The sequence below is a fragment of the Allobosea sp. OK403 genome, assembly GCF_900113835.1.
Lineage (GTDB): Bacteria > Pseudomonadota > Alphaproteobacteria > Rhizobiales > Beijerinckiaceae > Allobosea.
The window spans coordinates 284,749-306,390 of record NZ_FOQV01000003.1 but is presented as its reverse complement, the minus strand read 5'-3'; the positions used below and the strand labels follow the sequence as shown (position 1 = coordinate 306,390).

Sequence of the window (21,642 nt, the reverse complement as noted above, 5' to 3'; positions counted from 1 at the left end):
TGAGGCCAAACACTGCTCCGGCCCGGGCTCCTCGGGCGCCCGGACGCTTGCGATCGATGACCTTTCCCGCCGATGCGCCGCCTGCCGACGCGCAGCCTTTCGAAGCGCGGCCTTTCCAAGCGCATGCCGCCTTTGTTCTCGACATCGAGAAACCGGTTCCCGAAGCCTTGCGCGGCGCCGTCCTGGCGCTCGGTAACTTCGATGGGGTCCATCGCGGCCATGTCGAGCTTGCCCGTGTCGCGGTCGCGATGGCAGCCGAGCATGGCGCGAAAGCCGCCGCACTGACCTTCGAGCCGCATCCGCGCAGCGTCTTCCGCCCCGACCAGCCGGTGTTCCGTTTGACGCCGCCAGCGGTGAAGCTGGAGCTGCTTGGCCAGGCCGGCCTGCCATTGACCTTCGTCCTGCCTTTCGACCGCGGCGTTGCGGCGATCAGCGCCGAGGCCTTCGTCGATGACCTGCTGCTCGGCAAGCTGGGAGCGGCCGGGCTCGTCTGCGGCTACGACTTCCATTTCGGCCAGGGCCGCGCCGGCTCGCCAGAAATGCTGCAGGCTCGCGCAGGCGTGCGGGGCGTGCCCGTCGCAGTCGTGCCGCCCTATGCCTGGGCTGGCGAGCCGGTCTCCTCGACATTGATCCGTATCGCGCTCGAGGCCGGCGATGTCGCCCGCGCGGCGGATTTCCTGGGCCGGCCCTGGTTCGTGCGTGGCGTTGTCGCTCATGGCGACAAGCGCGGCCGCGATCTCGGCTACCCGACGGCCAACATGCACCTCGCCCGCGATTGCAAGCTGCGCTACGGCATCTATGCGGTCAGGATGAAGATCGACGACGTCTGGCATGACGGCGTCGCCAGCTTCGGCAGCCGCCCGACCTTCGATGACGGTGCGCCGCGATTGGAGACCTTCGTTTTCGATTTCTCCGGCGACCTTTATGGCAAGCAGGTCGATGTCGCGCTCGTCTCCTGGCTGCGCGGCGAGGCGAAGTTCGACACGCTCGAGGCGCTGATCGTGCAGATGGACGCCGATAGCGTGGGAGCGCGCGACATCTTGGCGAAAACGCCGCCCTTCCTTCCGTAGACCGCGTTTGCTAGAAGCCGCAGATGCTTGCTGATCGCGCCACGTTCATAGACCTCCGGCGAATTACGGGCCCGGCTGCCGCCCTGCGCTGACGCGCGGGCGCTTGCGCAAGCCGGGGTGACCATCGCTTCCCAGTTTCACGATGGACCAGCGCCGCGCCAGCCTCGAATGGCCCGCTTGTCCGCATTGCCCGAGCCGGACCCGAGATGACCGACAAAGCCGCCGACAAGACCGAAGCCGTCGACTATTCCCAGACGCTGTTCCTGCCCCAGACCGAGTTCCCGATGCGCGCGGGGTTGCCGCAGCGCGAGCCGGAACTGCTCGCCCGCTGGGCCAGGATCAACCTCTACAAGAAGCTGCGCGCCACCGCGAAGGGGCGCGACCGCTTCGTGCTGCATGACGGCCCGCCCTACGCCAATGGCAACATCCATATCGGCCATGTGCTCAACAAGGTGCTGAAGGATCTCGTCGCGCGCTCGCAGCAGATGCTCGGCTTCGATTCGAACTATGTGCCGGGCTGGGACTGCCACGGCCTGCCGATCGAATGGAAGATCGAGGAGCAATACCGCGCCAAGGGCCTCAACAAGGACGATGTGCCGGTCGTCGAATTCCGCAAGGAATGCCGCGCCTTCGCCGAGAAATGGGTCGACATCCAGCGCGAGGAGTTCAAGCGGCTCGGCGTCGAGGGCGATTGGGCTGATCCTTATCTCACCATGGCCTATCCCGCCGAGGCGCAGATCGCCCGCGAGATCATGAAGTTCGCCGAGACGGCGCAGCTCTATCGCGGCTCCAAGCCGGTGATGTGGTCCGTGGTCGAGAAGACCGCGCTGGCCGAGGCCGAGGTCGAGTATGAGGAGCATGTCAGCGACACGGTATTCGTGGCGTTTCCGGTGCTGGCTTCGGGATACGTTCTGCCCATCACCTATGACAACACACCTGCGATCACCCCCCCCGAGACTGTCACTCTCGAAGGCGCGTCGTTCGTCATCTGGACGACCACGCCCTGGACGATGCCTGGCAACCGGGCGATCTCATTCCACAACAAGATCGCCTATGGGCTTTACCGCGTCACCGCCGCGCCTGAGCATAACTGGGCCAAGGTCGGCGCGACCTATATCCTCGCCAAGAACCTCGCCGAAAGCGTGTTCAAAGCCGCCAAGGTTGAGGCCTTCGAACTGGTCGCGGACTTGCCGGCCGCCGCATTCGTTGGCCTCACTGCAGCCCATCCCCTCCGCGGTCAGGGCTATGATTTCGATGTGCCGTTGCTCGATGGCGACCATGTCACCGACGATGCCGGCACGGGCTTCGTCCACACTGCGCCCGGCCATGGCCGCGAGGATTTCGACGTCTGGATGGCCAATGGCCGGATGCTGGCCGAGCGCGGAATCGACACGCATATCCCCTACACCGTCGATGCCGATGGCCGCTTCACCAAGGACGCGCCGGGCTTCGAGGGCGCGCAAGTCATCACCGACAAGGGTGAGAAGGGCAACGCCAACGAGGTCGTGATCAAGGCCCTTGCCGCCAGCGGTCATCTCGTCGCGCGTGGCCGGTTGAAGCACCAGTATCCGCATAGCTGGCGCTCGAAGAAGCCAGTGATCTTCCGCAACACGCCGCAATGGTTCATCGCGATGGACAAGCCGATTTCGCCGGCTCCGCAGCAGACCGATGCGGGCGCCGTGGCCGCAAACGAGCCCGCGTCGCTCGATCTCATGGCGTCAGTGGGCGGCAATGCCGACACGCTTCGAAACCGCGCGCTGCGGGCGATCAAGGAGACGCAGTGGGTGCCCGCCGCCGGCGAGAACCGCATCAACGGCATGATCGCCAACCGCCCCGACTGGGTGGTCTCGCGCCAGCGCGCCTGGGGCGTTCCGATCACCGTCTTCGTCGAGAAGGAGACGGGCGCAATCCTGGTCGATGCCAAGGTCAATGCCGCGATTGCGGACGCCTTCGAGCTGGAAGGCGCCGACGCCTGGTTTACCGACCTGGATGGCGCACGCTTCCTGAAGCCCTTCGGCTACGACCCGGCTGCTTACGAGCGCGTTACCGACGTGCTCGACGTCTGGTTCGATTCAGGCTCGACCCACGCCTTCACGCTGGAGAAGCGCCCGGATCTGCGCGCCCGCCGGCGCGGCGATGGCGGCAATGACCGGGTGATGTATCTCGAAGGCTCCGACCAGCATCGCGGCTGGTTCCATTCGAGCCTGCTCGAAAGCTGCGGCACGCGCGGCCGGGCGCCCTTCGACATCGTCCTGACCCACGGCTTCTGTCTCGATGAGAAGGGCGAGAAGATGTCGAAATCGAAGGGCAACGTCACCGCCCCGCAGGACATCATCAAGGATTCCGGCGCCGACATCCTGCGCCTCTGGGTCGCGGCGGCCGATTATTCCGATGATCTGCGCATCGGCAAGGAGATCCTCAAGACCTTCGTCGAGACCTATCGCAAGCTGCGCAACACCACGCGCTGGATGCTCGGGACGCTCGCCCATTTCAGCGAGGATATCCGGGTCAACGAGCCGCAGACCATGCCGGAGCTGGAGCGATTGATGCTGCATCGGCTCGCCGAGCTTGGGCCGCAGGTCGAGGAGGCCTACCGCACCTACGACTACAAGAAGGTGGTGAACCTGCTCTCGCAGTTCATGAACACCGAGCTTTCGGCCTTCTATTTCGACATCCGCAAGGACGCGCTCTATTGCGATCCCTTGTCGAGCCATGTCCGCAAGAGCGCATTGACGGTCGTCGATCATCTCTTCCGTTGCCTGGCCACCTGGCTCGCGCCGATCCTGGTTTTCACCACGGAAGAGGCCTGGCTGGAGCGCTATCCCGAGCAGAAGGCGATGGACGGCTCGGTGCATCTCGAACTCTTCGCGCAAGCCCCCGAAGGCTGGCTCGATCCCGAGCTCGCCGAGCGCTGGAGCAAGATCCGCCGCGTCCGCCGCGTCGTCACCGGCGCGCTGGAGCTGGAGCGGGCGGGCAAGCGCATCGGCTCCTCGCTCGAGGCCGCGCCCAAGGTCTATATCGACGATCCCGATCTCAGAGCCGCGCTCTCAGGCGTCGATCTCGCCGAGATCAGCATCACCTCGGGCATCGCGATCAGCGCAGGCGAGGGGCCGGACGATGCCTTCCGCCTGGCCGATGTGCCGGGCGTCGCGGTCGTCTCCGTGCGGGCGCCGGGCGTCAAATGCGCCCGCTCCTGGAAGTATTTTGATCCCGCGCTGGCCGATCCGGCCTATCCGGAGGTGACGCCGCGCGACGCCAAGGCCTTGCGCGAGCTTGGGCAGCACGCGCGATGATGCCGGCGCGCCGCCTCGGCGTCTTCATCGTCGCTCTGGTCTTCGGGCTTGATCAGGCGCTCAAGCTCTGGCTGCTCTTCGGCATTCGGCTGGCCGAGACCGGTCCCTTCGAGGTCGCGCCCTTCATGGAGATCGTGCTCGCCTGGAATCGCGGCATCTCCTACGGCCTGTTCCAGCAGGATGGCGATCTCGGCCGCTGGCTCCTGGTCGTGATCTCGTTCGTTGCCGCGATCTGGCTCGGGCGCTGGATGTGGCGCGAGACGCGGCGATTGACCGTCGTCAGCCTGGCGCTGATCGTCGGCGGAGCGCTGGGCAATGGCGTCGATCGCGCGGTCTATGGCGCCGTCGTCGACTTCGTTCACCTGCATCACGGCAGCTTCAGCTGGTACATCTTCAATATCGCCGATGCGGCGATCGTTGTCGGCGTGGCCGCTCTGCTATATGAGTCCTTCCGTTCCAGCCCGGATAAGCCGGCATGATGCGCGCTTCGCCATCGTTTTGCCGCGCGCCTGAGGTTGAAGTGGGGATGAAAAAATCCCGAGGGAGGTTTGAGATGGCTCATCGCATCCGCGTGACGCATTGGCTTCTGGCCGGTGGGCTGCTGCTTGCGGCCTCGCCCGCCTTCGCGCAGGAGGGCATGCTCTTCAAGAATCTGATGGAGGGCGTCATCGGCGGCAAGGCCAATAACGACATCGAATACCGGCAGCGGCCGCCGCTCGTGGTGCCTCCCGGTTCGACCCTGCCGCGACCGCAGGAGCCGGCGAACGCGCGCAATGCGGCCTGGCCGAACGATCCCGATATTGCCCGGCGTCGCGCCGAGGATGCGCGCGCGTTGGTGCCCGCGACCGAACGCGAGAAGTACAAGGACAATCAGCGCCCGCTGCTGAGCCAGGAAGAGCTGCAAAAGGGCCGTGTCGCGGGCCGCGACAGCCGGCCGTTCCAGCCGCAGCAGTCGAAGACCTATGAGGAAAACATCGCCCCGATCCGGACAGGCCGCGACATTGCCGCGGGCAAGAACGCCGAGGATCTGGCGAGCCTGACCTATGGCAGCGAGCCGGAGCGGAAATATCTCTACGAGCCGCCGGTCGGCTATCGTCGCCCGGCCGGGACGGCGCCGGTCGGACCTGGCCGGAATGGCCCGCGCGAGGACACGCAAGCCGTGGGGCAGAAAGAATTCGTTCAGGGTACGCCCATGCCGACCCTGCCGGCGCTCAACTGAGACGGGCGTCGCGTCTGGTTCTCTCGGGGATGGCGGCCTATATGGGGTTGATGCTCCGCCGCCAACCCACGGTCCCGCGATGACGATCCATATCCAGCCGACCCGCATGAGCGCGCCTGTCGAGTCGTTTCGGCTCGGCAACGGCCTGGAGGTCGTGGTGGTGCCCGACCATCGCGCTCCGGTCGTCACTCATATGGTCTGGTACCGCAACGGCTCGGCCGATGATCCGGCGGGCAAGTCCGGCATCGCCCATTTCCTCGAACATCTGATGTTCAAGGGCACGGCCCGCTGGCCGGCCGGCGAATTCTCCAAGATCGTCGCCGGCTTCGGCGGGCAGGAGAACGCCTTCACCTCCTACGACTACACCGCCTATTTCCAGCGCGTGCCGAAGCAGCACCTGCGCGCCATGATGGATTACGAGGCCGACCGGATGACCGGGCTCGCCTTCGACGAGAGCGTCGTCGGGCCCGAGCGCGACGTTGTGCTCGAAGAGCGCCGCATGCGCGTCGATTCCGATCCGGCGGCCCAGCTCAGCGAGGAGTTCTCCGCGGCGCTGTTCGTGCATCATCCCTATGGCACGCCGATCATCGGCTGGGAGCACGAGATCGAGGAGCTGAACCGCGACGACGCCTTCGCCTATTACCAGCGCTTCTACACGCCCGAGAACGCGATCCTGGTCGTTGCCGGCGATGTCGAGGCGAAGGAGGTGCGCGAGCTCGCCGAGGCGACCTATGGCCAGATCGCCGCGCGCGGCAAGGCGCCTTCCCGCAAGCGTCCAGCCGAGCCCGATCCGCGTGCGGCGCGGCGCGTCACGCTGAGCGATCCGCGCGTGCACCAACCCTCGCTGCGCCGGGGCTGGCTGACGCCGACCTATCTCAGCGGCGATCGGACCGAGGTCTTCGCACTGGAGCTCGCTGCAGAAATCCTGGGTGGCGGCACGACATCGCGACTTTATCGCAGCCTCTGCGTCGAGCAGGAGCTCGCCGCCGGAGCCAGCGCCTATTTCATGGGCTCGATGGTCGATCGCTCGGCTTTCCAGGTCTCGACCAGCCCGCGCCCGGGCGTGGAGATGGCCGTGCTTGAAGCTGGCCTCGATGCCGCACTCGCGACCTTCCTGGCGGAGGGGCCCAGCGAGGTCGAACTGACGCGCGCCCGCACCCGGCTCGTTGCCGAGACGATCTTTGCCCGTGACAGCCAGTCTTCGCTTGCCCGCATCTTCGGGGCCTCGCTTGCCGTTGGTGAGACCGTCGAGGATGTGTTGACCTGGCCTGAGCGCATCGAGGCGGTGCCGCGCGAGGCGGTCGTCGAGGCAGCGCGTCGTTATCTCCGGCCTGACCGCTCGGTCACTGGCCTTTTGCTGCCGGTCGCCTGACCGTCTGCCCTCCTTTCAACCGGGCGGGGCGTCAGGTCCCGTTTTCAGGAAGCGACATGAACGCGCCCATCCCCGTTGCCCATTCCGCGACCGCTGGCCCCTCCGTCGCCGTCCAGAAGGTGCGCTCCGCCGCCGGTGTCGAGGCCTGGCTGGTCGAGGAGCATAGCCTGCCCCTGATCGCGATCGACTTCGCCTTCGATGGCGGCGCGACGCGCGACCCCGAGAACGGGGCCGGCAGCGCCTATATGATCTCCGGCCTGCTCGACGAAGGTGCCGGCGATCTCGATGCCGAGGCCTTCCAGGGCAAGATGGCCGACCACGCCATCAGCCTCGGCTTCGATGCGCGCCGCGACGATTTCCACGGCCAGCTCCAGACCCTGTCGCGCCATCGCGATACCGCTTTCGAATTGCTGGCGCTGGCGCTCAATGCGCCGCGTTTCGACGTCGACGCGGTCACGCGGGTGAAGTCGCAGATCGTCGCCGGACTGCAGCGCCAGGCGCAGAACCCCGAAACGCTCTGCCGCAACGCGCTTTATGCGGCGGCCTATCCCGGCCACCCCTATGGCCGGCCCGAGAAGGGCGATATCGACAGCGTCTCAAAACTCGAGGCGGCAGGGCTGAAGACGCTCACCCGTGATCTGCTCAGCCGCGGCGGCCTCAAGATCGTCGTGGTCGGTGACATCACCGCCGACGAACTGGCGCAGCGTCTCGACCAGATCTTCGGCGCCTTGCCGGAAGGCAAGCCGCGCGCTCTGCCGGGCGCGCCATTGCCGATCCAGGGGCTGGGCCAGACCCATGTCATCGATCTCGACGTGCCCCAGACCGTGCTGCGCTTCGTCGGGCCGGGATTGATGCGCAACGATCCCGATTTCATCGCGGGCAGCGTGCTGAACCATATCCTCGGCGGCTCGGCCTTCACCTCCCGCCTCTTCCTCGAGGTGCGCGAGAAGCGCGGCCTCGCCTATGGCGTCTCCTCCAGCCTGCTGCCCCTGCGCGAGAGCGCCATGCTGGTCGGCGGCACCGCGACGCGCAACGACCGCGCGGCGGAATCGCTTGCCGTCATCCGCGAGGAGATGGCCAAGCTCGCTAATGAGGGGCCCAGCGAGCATGAGGTCGAGGAGGCCAAGCGCTACATCATCGGCTCCTATCCGCTACGCTTCGACACCTCGCCCAAGATCGCCGCCGAACTGCTCAGCCTCGCCGTCAACGGGTTCGAGCCGGAGTTCCTGAGCGAGCGCAACCGGCTCTTCGCCGAGGTCACGCTCGCCGATATCGGCCGCGTGGCCAAGCGTCTGTTCGGCGATCCGCGCTTGCTGGTGCAGGCCGTCGGCCGGCCGGTCGGCCTCGTCTGAACCCTCTCGTCCTTTCCCTCAGGCACAGCGACGGACCTCATCACCATGCTGCAGCAAAGCTTCGATCTCGCGCTCGAATCCGGTGTCGGCAAGGGCGGCATTCCCGATGCCGCTTTCGAGCAGGCGCTGGCTGATCTTGCTCCCGCGTTAGGGCGGCTGCAGGGCCAGGCGCGGGATCATTCGCTGCCGCTGCTCGGCTTGCCCGCCGACACGGCCGATCTGCCGCCCGTCCATGCTGCGGCCCAGCGCCTCAAGGCAGGCGCGACCGACATTCTCGTGCTCGGTACCGGTGGCTCCAGCCTTGGCGGCCAGACGCTGGCGCAGCTCGCCGATTACGGCATCTCCGGCCTGTCGCGCTTCGCGCCTGAGCCGCGCGTCCACTTCATCGACAATCTCGACCCCGAGACCTATTCGGAGCTGCTCGCCAAGCTGCCGTTCAAGACGACGAAATTCGTCGCCGTCTCGAAATCGGGCGGCACCGGCGAGACCCTGCTGCAGAGCATCACGGTGATCAGCGCCCTGCGCGCCGCAGGTTTCAGCGATGCCGAGATCGGCGAGCGTTTCCAGGGCCTGTCCGAGCCGGCGATCCCCGGCAAGCTGCATCCGCTGCGCGCGCTGCTGGAACCCTTCGGCGTGCCGTTCCTCGAGCACCACACCGGGGTCGGCGGGCGCTATTCGGTGCTGACCAATTGCGGCCTGTTGCCGGCCGCCGCGCTCGGTCTCGACATCGAGGCTCTGCGCGCCGGCGCCGCCAAGGCCGTGGCGCCGGTCCTAGCGGGCAAGAGCGTGCGCGAGACGCCGGCCGCGGTCGGTGCCGCGCTGCATCTCGCCGCGATGCGCTCAGGCAAGAACATCGCCGTTCTGATGCCCTATGCCGACAAATTCGCGCTGCTGACGCGCTGGTGGATGCAGCTCTGGGCCGAGAGCCTGGGCAAGGATGGGCAGGGCACGCAGCCTGTCGGCGCGCTCGGCCCGGTCGATCAGCATTCGCAGCAGCAGCTCTATCTCGCCGGCCCGAAGGACAAGTTCTTCACGGTGCTGACGGTGGGCGCCAAGGGCAAGGGTCCCAGGATCGATGCCGAGCTTGCCGGCAAGATCGGCCAGGACGATTTCGCCGGCAAGACGATCGGCGATCTCGTGGCCGCTCAGGGCGTCGCGATGATCGACACCTTCGCCAAGAACGGCTGCTCGGTGCGTCGCTTCCATGTCGATGAGATCGACGAGACCATCCATGGCGAGGTGCTGATGCACTTCATGCTCGAGACGGTTCTGACCGGCTATGCCATGGGTGTGGATCCGTTCGACCAGCCGGCGGTCGAGGAAGCGAAACTCCTCGCCAAGCGCTATCTTGCCGAAGGGCGCAGCTGAGTCGCCGTTACCTTGTCATTCCGGGGCTTCGCCCTCGGGTCCGACCTTTGGTCGGCCCAAGGATAGAATCGGCGAAGAACCCGGAACCCACGATGAGGTGAACCTGAAAGCGCACGATCGGTTCGCCCGGTCGTGGGTTCCGGGTTCGGCTCTGCGAGCCGCCCCGGAATGACAAAGGGAACGCCAGTTCCGCCGCTGCCCGAGATTCGTCATGACCGTTCGCCGCCTCGATCCCGTTCTCGTCGACCGCATCGCCGCCGGTGAAGTGATCGAGCGGCCGGCGGCTGCCGTGAAGGAGCTGGTCGAGAACGCGATCGACGCCGGCGCACGCGCGATTTCGGTCACGATAGCAGCCGGTGGTCGCGAGTTGATCCGCGTCGTCGATGACGGCTCCGGCATGTCGCCCGAGGATCTGGCGCTGGCGGTCGAGCGCCACGCCACCTCGAAACTGCCCGATGGCGACCTTTTCGCGATCAAGTCGCTGGGTTTTCGCGGCGAGGCCTTGCCCTCGATCGGTTCGGTCGCGCGGCTCTCGATCGCGACCCGCCGGCATGATTCCGCCCATGGCCATGGGCTCGTCGTCGAGGCTGGCGAGAAGGGCGTGGTGCGGCCGGTCGTGGCAGTGGCAGGAACGCGCATCGAGGTCAGCGATCTCTTCGCCTTCACTCCGGCGCGGCTCAAATTCCTGAAGAGCGACCGCGCCGAGGCGCAGGCTGTCTCGGAGATGCTGCGTCGGCTCGCCATCACCCATCCGACGATCCGCTTCGCGCTCGATGGCGATCACGTCACCGGATTCGACTGGCCAGCGGAGGCGCATGGCAGGGATGGCATGCTGCGCCGGCTGGCGCGCGGGCTCGGGCGCGATTTCCCCGAGAACGCGCTGCCGCTCGACGTGGCGCGCGAGGGCTTCCGCGTCACGGGCTTTGCCGGCCTGCCGACCTTCCATCGCGGCACCTCGGCCGGGGTGCATCTGGCGGTGAACGGCCGGCCGGTGCGCGACAAGCTGCTGCTCTCGGCCGTGCGCGGCGCCTATGCCGATGTCGTGCCCTCCGACCGGCATCCGGTGCTGTTTCTCGATGTCGCCTGCGAGCCGCGCCTCGTCGACGTCAATGTCCATCCGGCCAAGAGCGAGGTGCGTTTCCGCGATCCCGCTCTGGTGCGCGGCCTTGTCGTCTCCGGGCTGAAGGCGGCTCTGGCCGAGGCCGGCCATCGCGCCACCACGACCGGTGGGGCGCGGACGCTGGAGGCCTTTCGCGCGGTGTTCGCCGGCAATGGAGCGACTTCCATCCCGCGGCCGCATTTTCCCGAGACGCCGGCCTGGCCCAGGCCCGCCGCCGGCTTCGGCGAGGCGTCCCAGGCGGGCTTCGAGAGCTTCGCTGCGCCCTCTGCCGATGCACGTGCACACGCTGTCGAGCCCGCTCCCGATGCACTCGACCGACCGCTCGGCGCGGCCCGCGCGCAATTGCACGAGACCTATATCGTTGCCCAGACACGCGAGGGCGTCGTCATCGTCGACCAGCATGCCGCCCATGAGAGGCTGGTCTATGAGCGGTTGAAGGCCGAGCGCGCCAAGTCGGGCATCGCCCGGCAGGCGCTGCTGCTGCCGGAGGTCGTCGAACTCGACCCCGTCGATGCCGATCGCCTGAATGCCGCTTCCGACGAACTCGCGACGCTCGGGCTCGGCATCGAGGCGTTCGGGCCCGGTGCGGTGCTGGTTCGTGAGGCACCAAGCCAGCTCGCCGGCGGCAATCTCCAGAAGCTCGTGCGCGATGTCGCCGATGCGCTGGCCGAGCATGGCCAGATCTCCTCGATTCCGGGCTCGCTCGAACGCCGGCTCGACCATGTGCTGGCGACGATGGCCTGCCACAACTCGGTGCGCGCCGGCCGCCGCATGCGCCCCGAGGAGATGGACGCGCTGCTGCGGGAGATGGAAGTCACGCCCAATTCAGGCCAGTGCAACCATGGCCGGCCGACTTATGTCGAGTTGAAGCTCACCGATATCGAGAAGCTGTTCGGGCGGCGGTGAGGGGCAGGTCGCAGTCTCATGAGAACACTACGACGCCTTCTGCGCCGCGTGCCTCGGCCTCATAGCCATGGCTGCGGTATGTGTTCTTGTGCAAGGGCACGCTGAACGGCTGGCCGCTCGATCACGCGGCGTAAATACGCGCCCAAATGCGATCGGCTGGCGGCGGGCCGGGGCATGCCGCGAGACCAGCGCGCAAGGGTGAACACATAGGCGTCAACAGCCGAGTATGTATCTCCCAGGAACCACGGGCCGCCATGACGCGCCAGTTCGTCTTCCAGGCGGTCGAACTGGCTATTCACTCGCTGCTCTGCGGCCTGTTTGATCTCCGCCTGCGCCTCGACGGAGACGGCGACCTTGTTGGGATGCAGGTGGAGCGACAAGTTCGCGTGCAGCGCGGTCGCAAGCCACATAAGCCATTTGTAAAACTGCGACCTGAGCACGCTACCCCGTGCAGGTACAAGCGTTGCTCCTCCCTTCAGCTCAAGTAAGTGAAGGATGATGGCCACACTCTCGTAGAGAACGAGGTCATCGCTCTCCAGCACAGGCACGAGCCCATCTGGGTGCAGGGCGCGATAGGATGGGTTGTTGCTCGGGCCCTTGTGCAAATTGACGAATGAAAGTTCGTATTCCGCGCCGATTTCCTCAAGGACAATATGGGCGGCGAGGCTGATAAAGCCGGGGTAATAGTGAAGTCGCAGCATCCAGACCTCGCAATCCGAAACCGTCTCGGGCTCGCTTTTCCTGAGCGCTGACCTGGAAGAGATCAAGTTGCGTCCACAGGATGAAGCGCTCCAGCTTCTGGTACAAGATCGCCCCTGCGGGCTGATGTCCTATTCCAGCCGCAGCAGGACCACCTGCGTCTCGCCATAGTCACGGCGCTCGACCACGGCGAAGCCTTCCGGCACGGCGATCTCCACGCCCGCGGCCTCTTCCAGCACGATGAGCGCGTCCGGCGTCAGCCAGCCGCCTAGCTGGGCTGAGATGAGCGCCTTTTCGCCCAGGCCCTTGCGATAGGGCGGGTCGCAGAACACCAGCCCGAAGGGCGGCATCGGGCTCGCCGGGCCGAGCTTGGTGGCGTCGCGACGGAAGACGCGGCTATGACCGGCAAGGCCGAGATTCATCTGGTTCTCGCGGATCAAGCCGCGCGCCTCGGTGCCGTCATCGACCAGCAATGCGAACTCCGCTCCGCGCGAGAGCGCCTCGAACGCCATCGCGCCCGTGCCGGCGAAGAGGTCGAGCACGCGCGCACCTTCGACCACGTCGTCATAGGCGTGGGCGAGCACGTTGAAGAGCGATTCCCGCAAACGGTCGGAGGTCGGGCGAATGGTCCCGATCCCTGGTTTGGGGCCGGCGAGCGACCTCCCGCCGAAGCGTCCGCCGACGATCCTCATCGCTTCAGTCCCCAGCCAAATTTGCCTCAGTCACGCTTGCTGCGCCCGGCACCGCCTCCTGGGCGCGGACCTTTGCCGCCGCCACCCGGACGACCGCCGCCGCCGGGTTTGCCGCCGAAGGGGCGACCTCCGGAAGGTTTGCCCCCGAACGACTTGCCGCCGCCGCGTTCGCCGCCTGCGCTACGACCGGCCGGCCGCTCGCTTGAGCGCGCGGCATAGCTCTTGGGCGCGCCGCCCGGCTTGTCACCGAAGCTGCGGCCGCGCGGCCTGTCGTCGCCGCTGCGCTCGCTGAAGCGGCGCGCGGGGCGCTCGCTGCCGTCGCGGGGAGCGCGTTCGGGACGCTCGCTGCGTGGCGCCGCATCCTGGCGTGGCGCCGCATCCTGCCAGGGACGCTCGGAGGCGCGGTCACGGCCGCCGGCCTCCTCGCGCGGGCGGCGAGGTGGACGTTCGCCGCTGCTCGCGCGCTCCTGTGTGCGTGGCGGACGTCCACCGGCCGCGCCGCGCTCGCTGCGTGGCAGGCGGTCGGGCCGGCGCTTGGGATTGACGCCCTCGCGGGCGGGGCGCTCCTCGCGGGCAGGGCGCACCTCACGAGATGGCGCACTGACGCGCTCGACCAGCACGCGGCGGCCATTGGGATCCTCGATTGCCTTGTCGCGGCGGCGAACCACCTCGCCGGTGGCCTCGCGCGTCTGGCGCTCGATTTTGGGATCGGCGCCACGGCGCGGCGGAGCCTTGCGCTCGCGCTGCGGCTCGGCCTCGGCATCGCGCCAGACCGTGCGCTTCCATGGCTTGTCGCTGCGGTCGTCCTTGGAGGGCGTGCGCACGGCGTCGCTCTGCCAACGCTCCCGTTCGGGCTTGCCGTCGCGGTCGCCTGCCTCACGCCGGCGCGGCCGATCGTCGCCGCTGGGCGCGCGGGGAGGGGCCGCCGGCATCTCGTCGCGACGCGGCGCCTCGAGATCGACGCCGGCCCTCGCGATCAGATCCTCGCCGAGCTGGTCCCTGAGCACGCGCGAGCGGATCTCGTCGACCTCGCCCTCGGGCAGGTCGCCGAGCTGGAACGGGCCGAACGAGACCCGGATCAAGCGGTTCACGTCGAGGCCGAGATGCTCGAGCACCGTCTTGACCTCGCGGTTCTTGCCCTCGCGCAGATCGACCACGAGCCAGGTGTTCGAGCCCTGCTGGCGCTCGAAGCGGGCGACGATCGGGCCATAACTCACGCCCTCGATCGTCACGCCATCGCGCAGCGTGTCGAGCCTGTCCTGCGTGATCGAGCCAAAGGCGCGCACGCGGTAGCGCCTGAGCCAGCCCGTCTCCGGCAGCTCCAGCATGCGCGCGAGACCGCCGTCATTGGTCAGCAGCAGCAGGCCTTCGGTGTTGATGTCGAGTCGGCCGATCGAGAGCACGCGCGGAAGCTCTTCCGGCAGCGAGTCGAACACGGTCGGCCGCCCCTCCGGATCATGGTTCGTCGTCACCAGCCCGCGCGGCTTGTGATAGAGCCACATCCGTGTGCGCTCGCGCGCCGGCAAGGGCTCACCATCGACCAGAACGACATCGTTGGGGCCGATATCGAGCGCCGGGCTTTCCAGCACCTTGCCGTTCACGCTGACGCGGCCTTCCACGATCATCGCCTCGCTGTCGCGACGCGAGGCGACGCCGGCCCGCGCCATCACCTTGGCGATGCGCTCGGGCTCCTGCGCGGCAAGCGAAGCGAGAAGCTTGGGCTCGGCAGCCGCGTCTTCGCGGCGAGGTCGTTCGAAGCGCTTTTCACCGCCATCGCGCTGGCCGAAGCTCTTGCTGCCAGCGCTCTTGCCACCAAAGCTCTTGCCACGCGGCGCGGTGCCATCGCGAGGCGGGCGGCTGGAGCTGCGCTCACCCTCGGCTCTGGCGCGGAACGGCCTCTCGCCGCCCTCGCGCGGAGGCCGGCTCGCGCTGCGTTCGCCATCTGGCCTGGCGCGGAAGGGCCGCTCGGCCCCGCTGCTGGCACCGCGGCTCGGACGATCTTCGCTGCTGCGCTCACGATAGGGTGCACGCTCGCCCTCGGGCCTGGCCCGGAACGGACGTTCGCCACCGGCGCGCGGCGGGCGCGGAGCACCATCGCGCTGGCCGGCCGGCTTGTCGAAACGACGCTGGGGGCGTTCGCCACCCTCGGACGCGGCCCGGGCCGGACGCTCGCCACCCTCGGGGCGGCTGCGGAATGGCTTGCGCTCGCCACTTGGCGCACCGGAGCGCGCAGGTCCGCGACCCGCGCCATCGCGTCCGAAACCGCCGCCGCGAGAGCCGCCATCTTTGCCGCCGCCTTGGCCGCCACCGCGGCCGCCGGCGCCGCCGCCCTTGCGCGGGCCACGGCTTTTCTGGTTGTTGTCGTCGCTCATGATCGCTCCGAAGCATGGTCCGCAGAAGTGGAATGCACTTTCGCGAAAGGCCGATGCTCAAATATTTGATGTCGCGCGCGTCCCCGACCGGCACAATCGAGCCGGACGGAACGCTGACTGATAGCCGGCGCTTGTAGCAGAGCGCCTTGCCGCTCGCGAGCGGTAAAGCAGGGTTTTTGATGGTGCGGGCAAAGGCAAATAGCGTGGACGGCATGGCGCTCGCCTTGGCTGAGGCGCGGGCGGCCGCCTCACGCGGCGAGGTTCCGGTCGGAGCGGTGGTCCTGCGCGAGGGCGTCGTGCTGGCGAGCGCGGGAAACCGCACGCTGGAGCTGAAGGACCCGACCGCCCATGCCGAGATGCTGGCGCTGCGCCTGGCTTGCCAGGAAATCGGCAGCGAGAGGCTGATCGGCTGCGATCTTTACGTCACGCTCGAACCCTGCCCGATGTGCGCCGCCGCGATCTCCTTTTCCCGTATCCGCCGGCTCTATTTCGGTGCCGGCGACCCCAAGGGTGGTGCGGTCGAGAACGGGGTCAGGCTCTATGCCAGCCCGACCTGCCACCACGCGCCGGAGGTCTATGGCGGCTTGAGCGAGAGCGAGGCTGCGGGGCTGTTGCGGGAGTTTTTCAGGGAGCGGAGATAGGTCGGCGACCGCCGGCAGGGTCGCCTTGATGCGATCTTTATCTTTCCGCCCTGCAATCGAATGGACCCACGACGCGGGAGCGGGGCAATCTCGGTATTCGGGCCGGCTGGCGTGGAGATTGGAGCGCCATGATGGGAGCGCCATGACGCCTCCTGCCGTTGAGGAGCTCAATTGCGATGATCGCTCGTATCGACCCGATCGCTCGCGGTCTTGTTGGCCGGTTCGTTTTCAAGGTTTCCGTTTCCGCCGTGCTGGCGCTGTTCGGCAAATCGGGATTTTTCTTGGCGTTGTCCGGGTTGCTGGCGCTTTACGGAATGATCACGGCCGTGACAGCCGTGATGCAAGGGCAGCGCTTCACGCTGCATGCGCTCAATCAATGGGATGAGGTGCTCTGGTTGAGCATCGCCGCAATGGGCTGCTCGCTGTTGCAGCAGTCCCCCTTGCTGCAACAGGCGACGCCGTGACACATCCGGCTTTCGATCGTTTCGAATTGTGTTCGGCACGATCGAAACAGACGCCCGCAAGAAGCGGATGCGGGCGGATCTGCTCTATCAACGATGTCTTGTTGGTACTGCTGGGCCGCCCGATTTCGGCGAGACGCGCCTGCTGCGCGTTCAACGAGGCATGTTAAGCCAAGCACGGAAGCCGACGATACCGGCGAGAAGCGCCAGCAGAACAAATGTGTGCAGCAGGTCACGGCGTGCTCCGCCGTCGCGCCGAGGCTGTGGTGCCGTCCGGCGAACGGGTTCGCTGCGGCGCTGCAGCGTTTCATAGGTGACCATCGCGACCTCCTGCGGAAGCCCGGATGATCGATCGTCGATACGTAAGATTGCGATTGGGAAGATCTGGTCAGGCGTAAATGACGCATAAGACGTCGTGAAGCTGATGAGCAGGCCGGGAGGCCGGGTTCCGGCGGCCTTGCGAGGCATCGTTTCAGATGTCGGGAGCGCAACATGTCTCGTTCAGCCGAAGGCTCTGGCCGCGGTTGGGCGGCCAGCTTGGTTGCGCACCATCCAAGGTCGAAAACCGCGTTCGATCAGCGGGATCTGCGACAAGCTCCCTCCAATTCCAGCGATCCTGCAGGGAAACACCGGTTGAACATCCCGGCTGCAAACCGCTGTCGGTCGAAAATTCGCATGATACGCCATGGCGCCGAGTAACCGACGGCATTTGATCTAAATCAAACACCGCTTCAATACGGTAACGGAAGAACCGATCGTTAAGGGATTGAAGTGGGTAGATGGGGGTAGGGCGCCCGCCCCTCAAATAAGAATAACTGTAACGGTAGCTGCGATGCGACTGTCGCTTTTCAAGCCGATCTCGTGGAGTGTTGGTACGAAGATCGCTGTGATCATGGCTTTGCTGATGATTCCCATAGGGCATCTGACTTTGCTGTTCGTCCAGCAGGTCAGGAAGGACATCGCCTTCTCATCGCTCGAGCTGGATGGCGCTGGGGTCCTGAAGGATCTCTGGCTGACCTTGTCGGGCGTGACGCAGCCCGATGCAGGTTCGGTCAGCTGGAACACCGCCTTGGCCGGGGTTGCCGCGGTGGAGGCGGCCTCGGAGCGGTTCAAGGCGCGCGAGACGGTTGCCGAATTCAGGCAGGCGCTGGCGGACCCCAAGGCGCAGCTAAAGGCTTGGGAGGCCGGCCAGGGCGCCATCCAGAAGGTCGCCGACGGCTCCAACCTGACGCTCGATCCCGATGTCGATTCCTATTACGTGATGGATGTCGCGGCTGTGCGGCTGCCGGAGCTGGTGGTTGCCCGGGCGACCTTGACGGCAGCGCTATTGCCCTATCTCGGCAGCGTGGCGGCCAAGCCGACGGCGGCACATCAGGATGCCCTGGTCCAGGCTGCGACGCGCTTCAGTATCGCGCTCGCCGCGGTTCAGTCCTCGGTCAAGTCGAGCATAGACGGCAATGTCGATGGCAGGGTCGGCCGGGCGTTGAAGGCAGCCATAACCGAATTCGACGCGGCGGCCGCGCACGAGACGAAGCTCGTCGACGGCCTGCGCGCGGCTTTGGCCGGCGACCGGCCCAGCCCGCTTCTGAAGCCTGAGGTTGATCAGGCCGCGGCCGCCATGGCCAAGTCTGCTGAGGCTTTGTGGCTTGAAAGCCATGGGGAGCTTACCCGCCTGATCGAAGCCCGCATCGATGGCTTCAAGAGCAAGGCCTTGCGCGACCTGCTGATCGCTGCGGCCGCAGCCATCGCCGCGATGGCGGTGGCCCTGGCTTTCGTCCGCACGATCCGCAATCCGATCGCCGACATCATCGCGGCGCTGCGCCGTTTCCAGCAGAACGACTATGCGGCGCCCGTGCCGCATGTCGGGCTCGCCAACGAGATCGGTGAGATCGCTCGCGCGGTCGATCGCGGCAAGGCGGAAGCCGAGCGCACCGCGCTGACCGTAGCGGCGATGAATCAGTCGCCAAGCATGCTGATGATCACCGATCCCGACGAGAACATCTCCTTTATCAGCGCCTCTTTGACGACACTGCTGAAACGGCTCGAGCCGACCTTCCGCCAAGCCAATCCGGATTTCTCCGTCGAGGCGATGATGGGCCGGCATCTCGACTGCTACCGCGCCAATTCCAACCTGACCCGCACGCTGCTTGTCGACAATGACGAGGTCCGCAAGGTTCGCTACGACATCGCCGGCGAAGTCGTTCTGGTCGACATGGCCTATGTGCACGGAGCCGACGGCGTGAAGATCGGCCACACGCTCATCTGGCGCAACGTCACGGCGGAGCTGCTCGGCGAAGCCGAGGTCGCGGCCGTCGTTACGGCAGCCCAGCAGGGGAATTTTTCGGCAAGGCTGCCGCTCTCGGGCAAGGAAGGCTTCGTGCGCGAGATTGCCATCGGCCTGAACAATGTTTCGGCACTCGTCGAACAGGCGACTGGCGAGTTCGCCGAGGTGATGGATGCCGTCGCGAACGGCGATCTGACACATGCGGTCAAGGGCAGCTACCAGGGCGTACTGGGTTCGTTGAAGGACGGGATCAACGCGACGGTTGATCGCCTGTCCTCGACGGTGCGCACGATCCAGACGACCTCTGCCGATGTCGGCCTGGCGGCGCGCGAGATCACCATGGGCGCCGATGATCTGTCGAAGCGCACGGAAGAGCAGGCCTCGTCGCTGGAGGAGACCGCAGCCACGACCGAGGAGCTCGCAGCCTCGGTGAAGGCCTCGGCCCAGGCCTCCAGGCAGGCCGCCGCGATCGCAACCGAAGCGATGCAGGCGGCGCAGTCGGGCGGCACGATCGCGACTGAGGCGGTTGCTGCAATGGCGCGCATCGAGAGCGCCTCGCAGAAGATCTCCGACATCATCCGGGTGATCGACGACATCGCCTTCCAGACCAATCTGCTGGCGCTGAACGCGGCGGTGGAGGCGGCGCGCGCCGGCGATGCCGGCAAGGGCTTTGCCGTGGTCGCCTCGGAAGTGCGCACGCTGGCGCAGCGCTCGGGCGCCGCCGCCAAGGACATTTCGGGCCTGATCTCCTCGTCCAATGCCGAGGTCGGCGCAGGCGTCACGCTGGTGCGCCAGGCCGGCGACGCCCTGACCCAGATTCTCGCCGCCTCGCAAAAGGTCGCGGCCACCATCGCCGAGATATCGGCGGCCTCGGGCGAGCAGGCCAACGGCATCGACGAGGTGAGCCAGGCCGTTGCTCATCTCGACGAGATGACGCAGGCCAATGCGGCGCTTGCCGAACAGAGCGCGGCCTCGGCCGGTTCGCTCTCGGGCCGCATCGGTGAGCTCAACGACCTCGTCGCCGCCTTCAGGACGGGGCCTGAGGGCGCAGCTGCCTCACCGGCCAGCTACGCCCCGGCGCTGGTCAGGGCGGCCCCGGCCGGTCATGGCTCGGAGCCCGCGCGCCTGCGCAAGCTCGCTGAAGCCGCCTTCGGCCACGCCAAGGCGCGGGCTCCAGAGAGATCCGCTCCGGCGAAGCGCGCCGTCAATGGCCGCGCCAATGACGCCGGGTGGGAAGAGTTCTGAACCTTAAGCAAGCTGGGCGCCCGCCGACTGCGCCCTTTCTCGCTGGACTGAAATATGGGTGCTTCATGGACGACACAGAAAGACTGAATATCTGTCAGCGCGCATTGGGTATGATCCTGATCGAGCACGATAGAGCGCTGGAAAGGTTGCGGCGCGAAACAAATCTCTACGAAAGCGCGCGCTTCAGCCAATCCGCCGACGCGGCGGCGATCGCCACACGAGCGCTTTTTCTAACAAGCGCACTCAGCGCCGAAAATGCGCTTGTGCGTATGCGCACTGCCATGCTGGCCGTAACCACCGCGCAGGCGATCATCAAGGCTGACGAAGTCGAAGCCTGTCTGTTGGACAGCGGTTATCAGTGCGGATCCAGGCCCCCAGCCCGATCGTCGCTCTGAGCTTGATGGCGTGTCATGCGCGTCTCTATGCAGCGCTTAACATGCAACGCTAGAGCCGTTTCCGATCCAACTGGATCGTTCAACCGCTCCTGCTCTTTGTTTTAACGCGTTTTCTTCACGCGAACCGGTGTCCACTTCGCTCGAAAACGCTCTAGAATGGGTTTATGCAGATTCCCCAACCGCGGGCGGCCGCATGAGCGAGCGCCTCATCCGCACGCTCGCATTGGGCCAAGTCGAGCGACTGATAGACTGGGCCGCTGCTGAAGGCTGGAATCCGGGCCTCAACGACGCCGTGGCGTTCCGGGCAGTCGACCCTGATGGGTTCATCGGCGCCTTCGTCGATGGCGAGATGGTCGCCGGCATCGCGGCGGTCGCCTATGGGGCGAGCTACGGCTTCATTGGGCTCTATATCAGCCGCGAGGGCATGCGGGGCCAAGGCCATGGCAAAGCTGTCTGGGATACCGGCATGGCGCGCCTTGCGGGGCGTATCATTGGGCTCGACGGGGTCGACGAGCAGTTCGAGAACTACCGCCGGAAAGGTTTCGTACCGGCTTACCGCACCATCCGTTTCGGTGGCGTCTTTGCCGGCGTGCCGGTGGAACGACGGGAGCTGGGCGTCGTCACTCCTGAGCTCTTGCCTCAAGTCATGGCTTTCGATCGCAGGAGCTTTCCAGAATCACGGGAGGCCTTTCTCGCGCGCTGGCTCGCGACGCCGCATCTTGCTTGCGTCGCGACCTCGCAAGGCGTGGTCACAGGCTATGGCGTGATCCGCAAATGCCGTGTGGGCTGGAAGATCGGCGGGCTGTCGGCGCTGGATGACGCGACCGCCGCCGCGCTCGTTGCGCATCTTGCATCCTCCGTCGAGGGCGAGGTCTTCATCGACGTGCCGGCCGCGCGACAGCAATTCATCGATCTGCTGACGGATGCAGGGCTTCGGCCGGGTTTTGAGACGACGCGCATGTATCGGGGCGAACCGATTCCGCTCGCTTCTGAAGTGTTCGGCGTGACCACGCTGGAGCTTGGCTAGATCGTCCCCGCACGACCTCTCAACGTCATTGCGAGGAGCGTCAGCGACGAAGCAATCCAGCAGGTCTCGCTCGACGGCCCCTGGATTGCTTCGCTGCGCTCGCAATGACGGCTCGGTCTGAATGGA

At 66.5% G+C, this 21,642-nt stretch carries 17 protein-coding genes; 13 read left to right on the top strand and 4 right to left on the bottom strand.

The annotated features are described in order from the left end of the window. Positions 1 to 56 precede the first annotated feature (56 nt). The 8 genes from BMZ97_RS12775 to mutL all read left to right on the top strand — a co-directional run bounded on the left by BMZ97_RS12775 (position 57) and on the right by mutL (position 11,700). Positions 57 to 1,070: a bifunctional riboflavin kinase/FAD synthetase gene (locus BMZ97_RS12775; protein WP_092169727.1), complete on the top strand. Its 1,014-nt coding sequence runs from the start codon at positions 57 to 59 to the stop codon at positions 1,068 to 1,070. Positions 1,071 to 1,276: 206 nt separating this feature from the next. After that, entirely contained in the window at positions 1,277 to 4,363 is a 3,087-nt protein-coding gene (gene ileS, locus BMZ97_RS12770; protein WP_092169724.1) for an isoleucine--tRNA ligase, read from the top strand. Further along, positions 4,363 to 4,842, top strand: a complete 480-nt coding sequence (gene lspA, locus BMZ97_RS12765) for a signal peptidase II (RefSeq protein WP_210188249.1) — start codon at positions 4,363 to 4,365, stop codon at positions 4,840 to 4,842. Before ileS ends, lspA begins: the two co-directional genes overlap by 1 nt. Before the next feature lie 74 nt (positions 4,843 to 4,916). After that, on the top strand, positions 4,917 to 5,582 hold the full coding sequence (locus BMZ97_RS12760) for a hypothetical protein (RefSeq protein WP_092169718.1): 666 nt from the start codon (positions 4,917 to 4,919) through the stop codon (positions 5,580 to 5,582). 79 nt (positions 5,583 to 5,661) lie between these two features. After that, entirely contained in the window at positions 5,662 to 6,954 is a 1,293-nt protein-coding gene (locus tag BMZ97_RS12755; protein WP_092169716.1) for a M16 family metallopeptidase, read from the top strand. A gap of 56 nt (positions 6,955 to 7,010) precedes the next feature. After that, positions 7,011 to 8,306, top strand: a complete 1,296-nt coding sequence (locus tag BMZ97_RS12750; protein WP_092169713.1) for a M16 family metallopeptidase — start codon at positions 7,011 to 7,013, stop codon at positions 8,304 to 8,306. Between the two features lie 45 nt (positions 8,307 to 8,351). Beyond that, positions 8,352 to 9,674, top strand: a complete 1,323-nt coding sequence (locus tag BMZ97_RS12745) for a glucose-6-phosphate isomerase (protein WP_092169711.1) — start codon at positions 8,352 to 8,354, stop codon at positions 9,672 to 9,674. A gap of 211 nt (positions 9,675 to 9,885) precedes the next feature. After that, positions 9,886 to 11,700: a DNA mismatch repair endonuclease MutL gene (gene mutL / locus BMZ97_RS12740; protein WP_092169710.1), complete on the top strand. Its 1,815-nt coding sequence runs from the start codon at positions 9,886 to 9,888 to the stop codon at positions 11,698 to 11,700. Positions 11,701 to 11,759: 59 nt separating this feature from the next. Here the strand turns inward: mutL and BMZ97_RS12735 are convergent, their stop codons facing one another. The 3 genes from BMZ97_RS12735 to BMZ97_RS12725 form a co-directional block, all read right to left on the bottom strand. Beyond that, positions 11,760 to 12,401 (bottom strand): glutathione S-transferase family protein, encoded by a 642-nt coding sequence (locus BMZ97_RS12735; RefSeq protein ID WP_092169707.1) that lies wholly within the window; start codon positions 12,399 to 12,401, stop codon positions 11,760 to 11,762. A gap of 129 nt (positions 12,402 to 12,530) precedes the next feature. Further along, a complete protein-coding gene (rsmD, locus tag BMZ97_RS12730) occupies positions 12,531 to 13,091 on the bottom strand; it encodes a 16S rRNA (guanine(966)-N(2))-methyltransferase RsmD (protein ID WP_092169704.1) in 561 nt (186 codons plus the stop codon). A 26-nt stretch (positions 13,092 to 13,117) separates the two neighbouring features. Next, positions 13,118 to 15,463 (bottom strand): pseudouridine synthase, encoded by a 2,346-nt coding sequence (locus tag BMZ97_RS12725; RefSeq protein ID WP_175525538.1) that lies wholly within the window; start codon positions 15,461 to 15,463, stop codon positions 13,118 to 13,120. A gap of 212 nt (positions 15,464 to 15,675) precedes the next feature. Between BMZ97_RS12725 and BMZ97_RS12720 the strand changes: the two genes are divergently transcribed. Next, positions 15,676 to 16,104: a nucleoside deaminase gene (locus BMZ97_RS12720; RefSeq protein ID WP_175525580.1), complete on the top strand. Its 429-nt coding sequence runs from the start codon at positions 15,676 to 15,678 to the stop codon at positions 16,102 to 16,104. A 176-nt stretch (positions 16,105 to 16,280) separates the two neighbouring features. Beyond that, entirely contained in the window at positions 16,281 to 16,568 is a 288-nt protein-coding gene (locus BMZ97_RS12715; RefSeq protein ID WP_092169699.1) for a hypothetical protein, read from the top strand. A 150-nt stretch (positions 16,569 to 16,718) separates the two neighbouring features. Here BMZ97_RS12715 and BMZ97_RS30730 read toward each other — a convergent pair whose 3' ends face one another. Beyond that, positions 16,719 to 17,033 (bottom strand): hypothetical protein, encoded by a 315-nt coding sequence (locus BMZ97_RS30730; RefSeq protein ID WP_139221210.1) that lies wholly within the window; start codon positions 17,031 to 17,033, stop codon positions 16,719 to 16,721. 424 nt (positions 17,034 to 17,457) lie between these two features. Here BMZ97_RS30730 and BMZ97_RS12710 point away from each other — a divergent pair, with 424 nt between their 5' ends. From BMZ97_RS12710 to BMZ97_RS12700, 3 genes are all read left to right on the top strand, one after another. Beyond that, positions 17,458 to 20,094 carry a methyl-accepting chemotaxis protein gene (locus BMZ97_RS12710; RefSeq protein WP_175525537.1) on the top strand — a complete coding sequence of 879 codons (2,637 nt, stop codon included), beginning with the start codon at positions 17,458 to 17,460 and terminating at the stop codon, positions 20,092 to 20,094. 65 nt (positions 20,095 to 20,159) lie between these two features. Continuing rightward, positions 20,160 to 20,489, top strand: coding sequence for a hypothetical protein (locus tag BMZ97_RS12705; RefSeq protein WP_092169694.1), 330 nt, complete (start codon positions 20,160 to 20,162; stop codon positions 20,487 to 20,489). A gap of 193 nt (positions 20,490 to 20,682) precedes the next feature. Next, the gene (locus tag BMZ97_RS12700; RefSeq protein ID WP_092169692.1) at positions 20,683 to 21,516 is read left to right on the top strand and encodes a GNAT family N-acetyltransferase; all 834 of its coding nucleotides are present in this window, start codon (positions 20,683 to 20,685) and stop codon (positions 21,514 to 21,516) included. Positions 21,517 to 21,642 lie beyond the last annotated feature (126 nt).

Excerpts from the sequence above, each read along its gene's own strand:
- BMZ97_RS12775 (WP_092169727.1), top strand. The coding sequence starts at position 57 with ATGACCTTTCCCGCCGATGCGCCGCCTGCCGACGCGCAGCCTTTCGAA.
- ileS (WP_092169724.1), top strand. The coding sequence starts at position 1,277 with ATGACCGACAAAGCCGCCGACAAGACCGAAGCCGTCGACTATTCCCAG.
- lspA (WP_210188249.1), top strand. The coding sequence starts at position 4,363 with ATGCCGGCGCGCCGCCTCGGCGTCTTCATCGTCGCTCTGGTCTTCGGG.
- BMZ97_RS12760 (WP_092169718.1), top strand. The coding sequence starts at position 4,917 with ATGGCTCATCGCATCCGCGTGACGCATTGGCTTCTGGCCGGTGGGCTG.
- BMZ97_RS12755 (WP_092169716.1), top strand. The coding sequence starts at position 5,662 with ATGACGATCCATATCCAGCCGACCCGCATGAGCGCGCCTGTCGAGTCG.
- BMZ97_RS12750 (WP_092169713.1), top strand. The coding sequence starts at position 7,011 with ATGAACGCGCCCATCCCCGTTGCCCATTCCGCGACCGCTGGCCCCTCC.
- BMZ97_RS12745 (WP_092169711.1), top strand. The coding sequence starts at position 8,352 with ATGCTGCAGCAAAGCTTCGATCTCGCGCTCGAATCCGGTGTCGGCAAG.
- mutL (WP_092169710.1), top strand. The coding sequence starts at position 9,886 with ATGACCGTTCGCCGCCTCGATCCCGTTCTCGTCGACCGCATCGCCGCC.
- BMZ97_RS12735 (WP_092169707.1), bottom strand. The coding sequence starts at position 12,401 with ATGCTGCGACTTCACTATTACCCCGGCTTTATCAGCCTCGCCGCCCAT.
- rsmD (WP_092169704.1), bottom strand. The coding sequence starts at position 13,091 with ATGAGGATCGTCGGCGGACGCTTCGGCGGGAGGTCGCTCGCCGGCCCC.
- BMZ97_RS12725 (WP_175525538.1), bottom strand. The coding sequence starts at position 15,463 with ATGAGCGACGACAACAACCAGAAAAGCCGTGGCCCGCGCAAGGGCGGC.
- BMZ97_RS12720 (WP_175525580.1), top strand. The coding sequence starts at position 15,676 with ATGGCGCTCGCCTTGGCTGAGGCGCGGGCGGCCGCCTCACGCGGCGAG.
- BMZ97_RS12715 (WP_092169699.1), top strand. The coding sequence starts at position 16,281 with ATGATCGCTCGTATCGACCCGATCGCTCGCGGTCTTGTTGGCCGGTTC.
- BMZ97_RS30730 (WP_139221210.1), bottom strand. The coding sequence starts at position 17,033 with ATGCCTCGCAAGGCCGCCGGAACCCGGCCTCCCGGCCTGCTCATCAGC.
- BMZ97_RS12710 (WP_175525537.1), top strand. The coding sequence starts at position 17,458 with ATGGCTTTGCTGATGATTCCCATAGGGCATCTGACTTTGCTGTTCGTC.
- BMZ97_RS12705 (WP_092169694.1), top strand. The coding sequence starts at position 20,160 with ATGGACGACACAGAAAGACTGAATATCTGTCAGCGCGCATTGGGTATG.
- BMZ97_RS12700 (WP_092169692.1), top strand. The coding sequence starts at position 20,683 with ATGAGCGAGCGCCTCATCCGCACGCTCGCATTGGGCCAAGTCGAGCGA.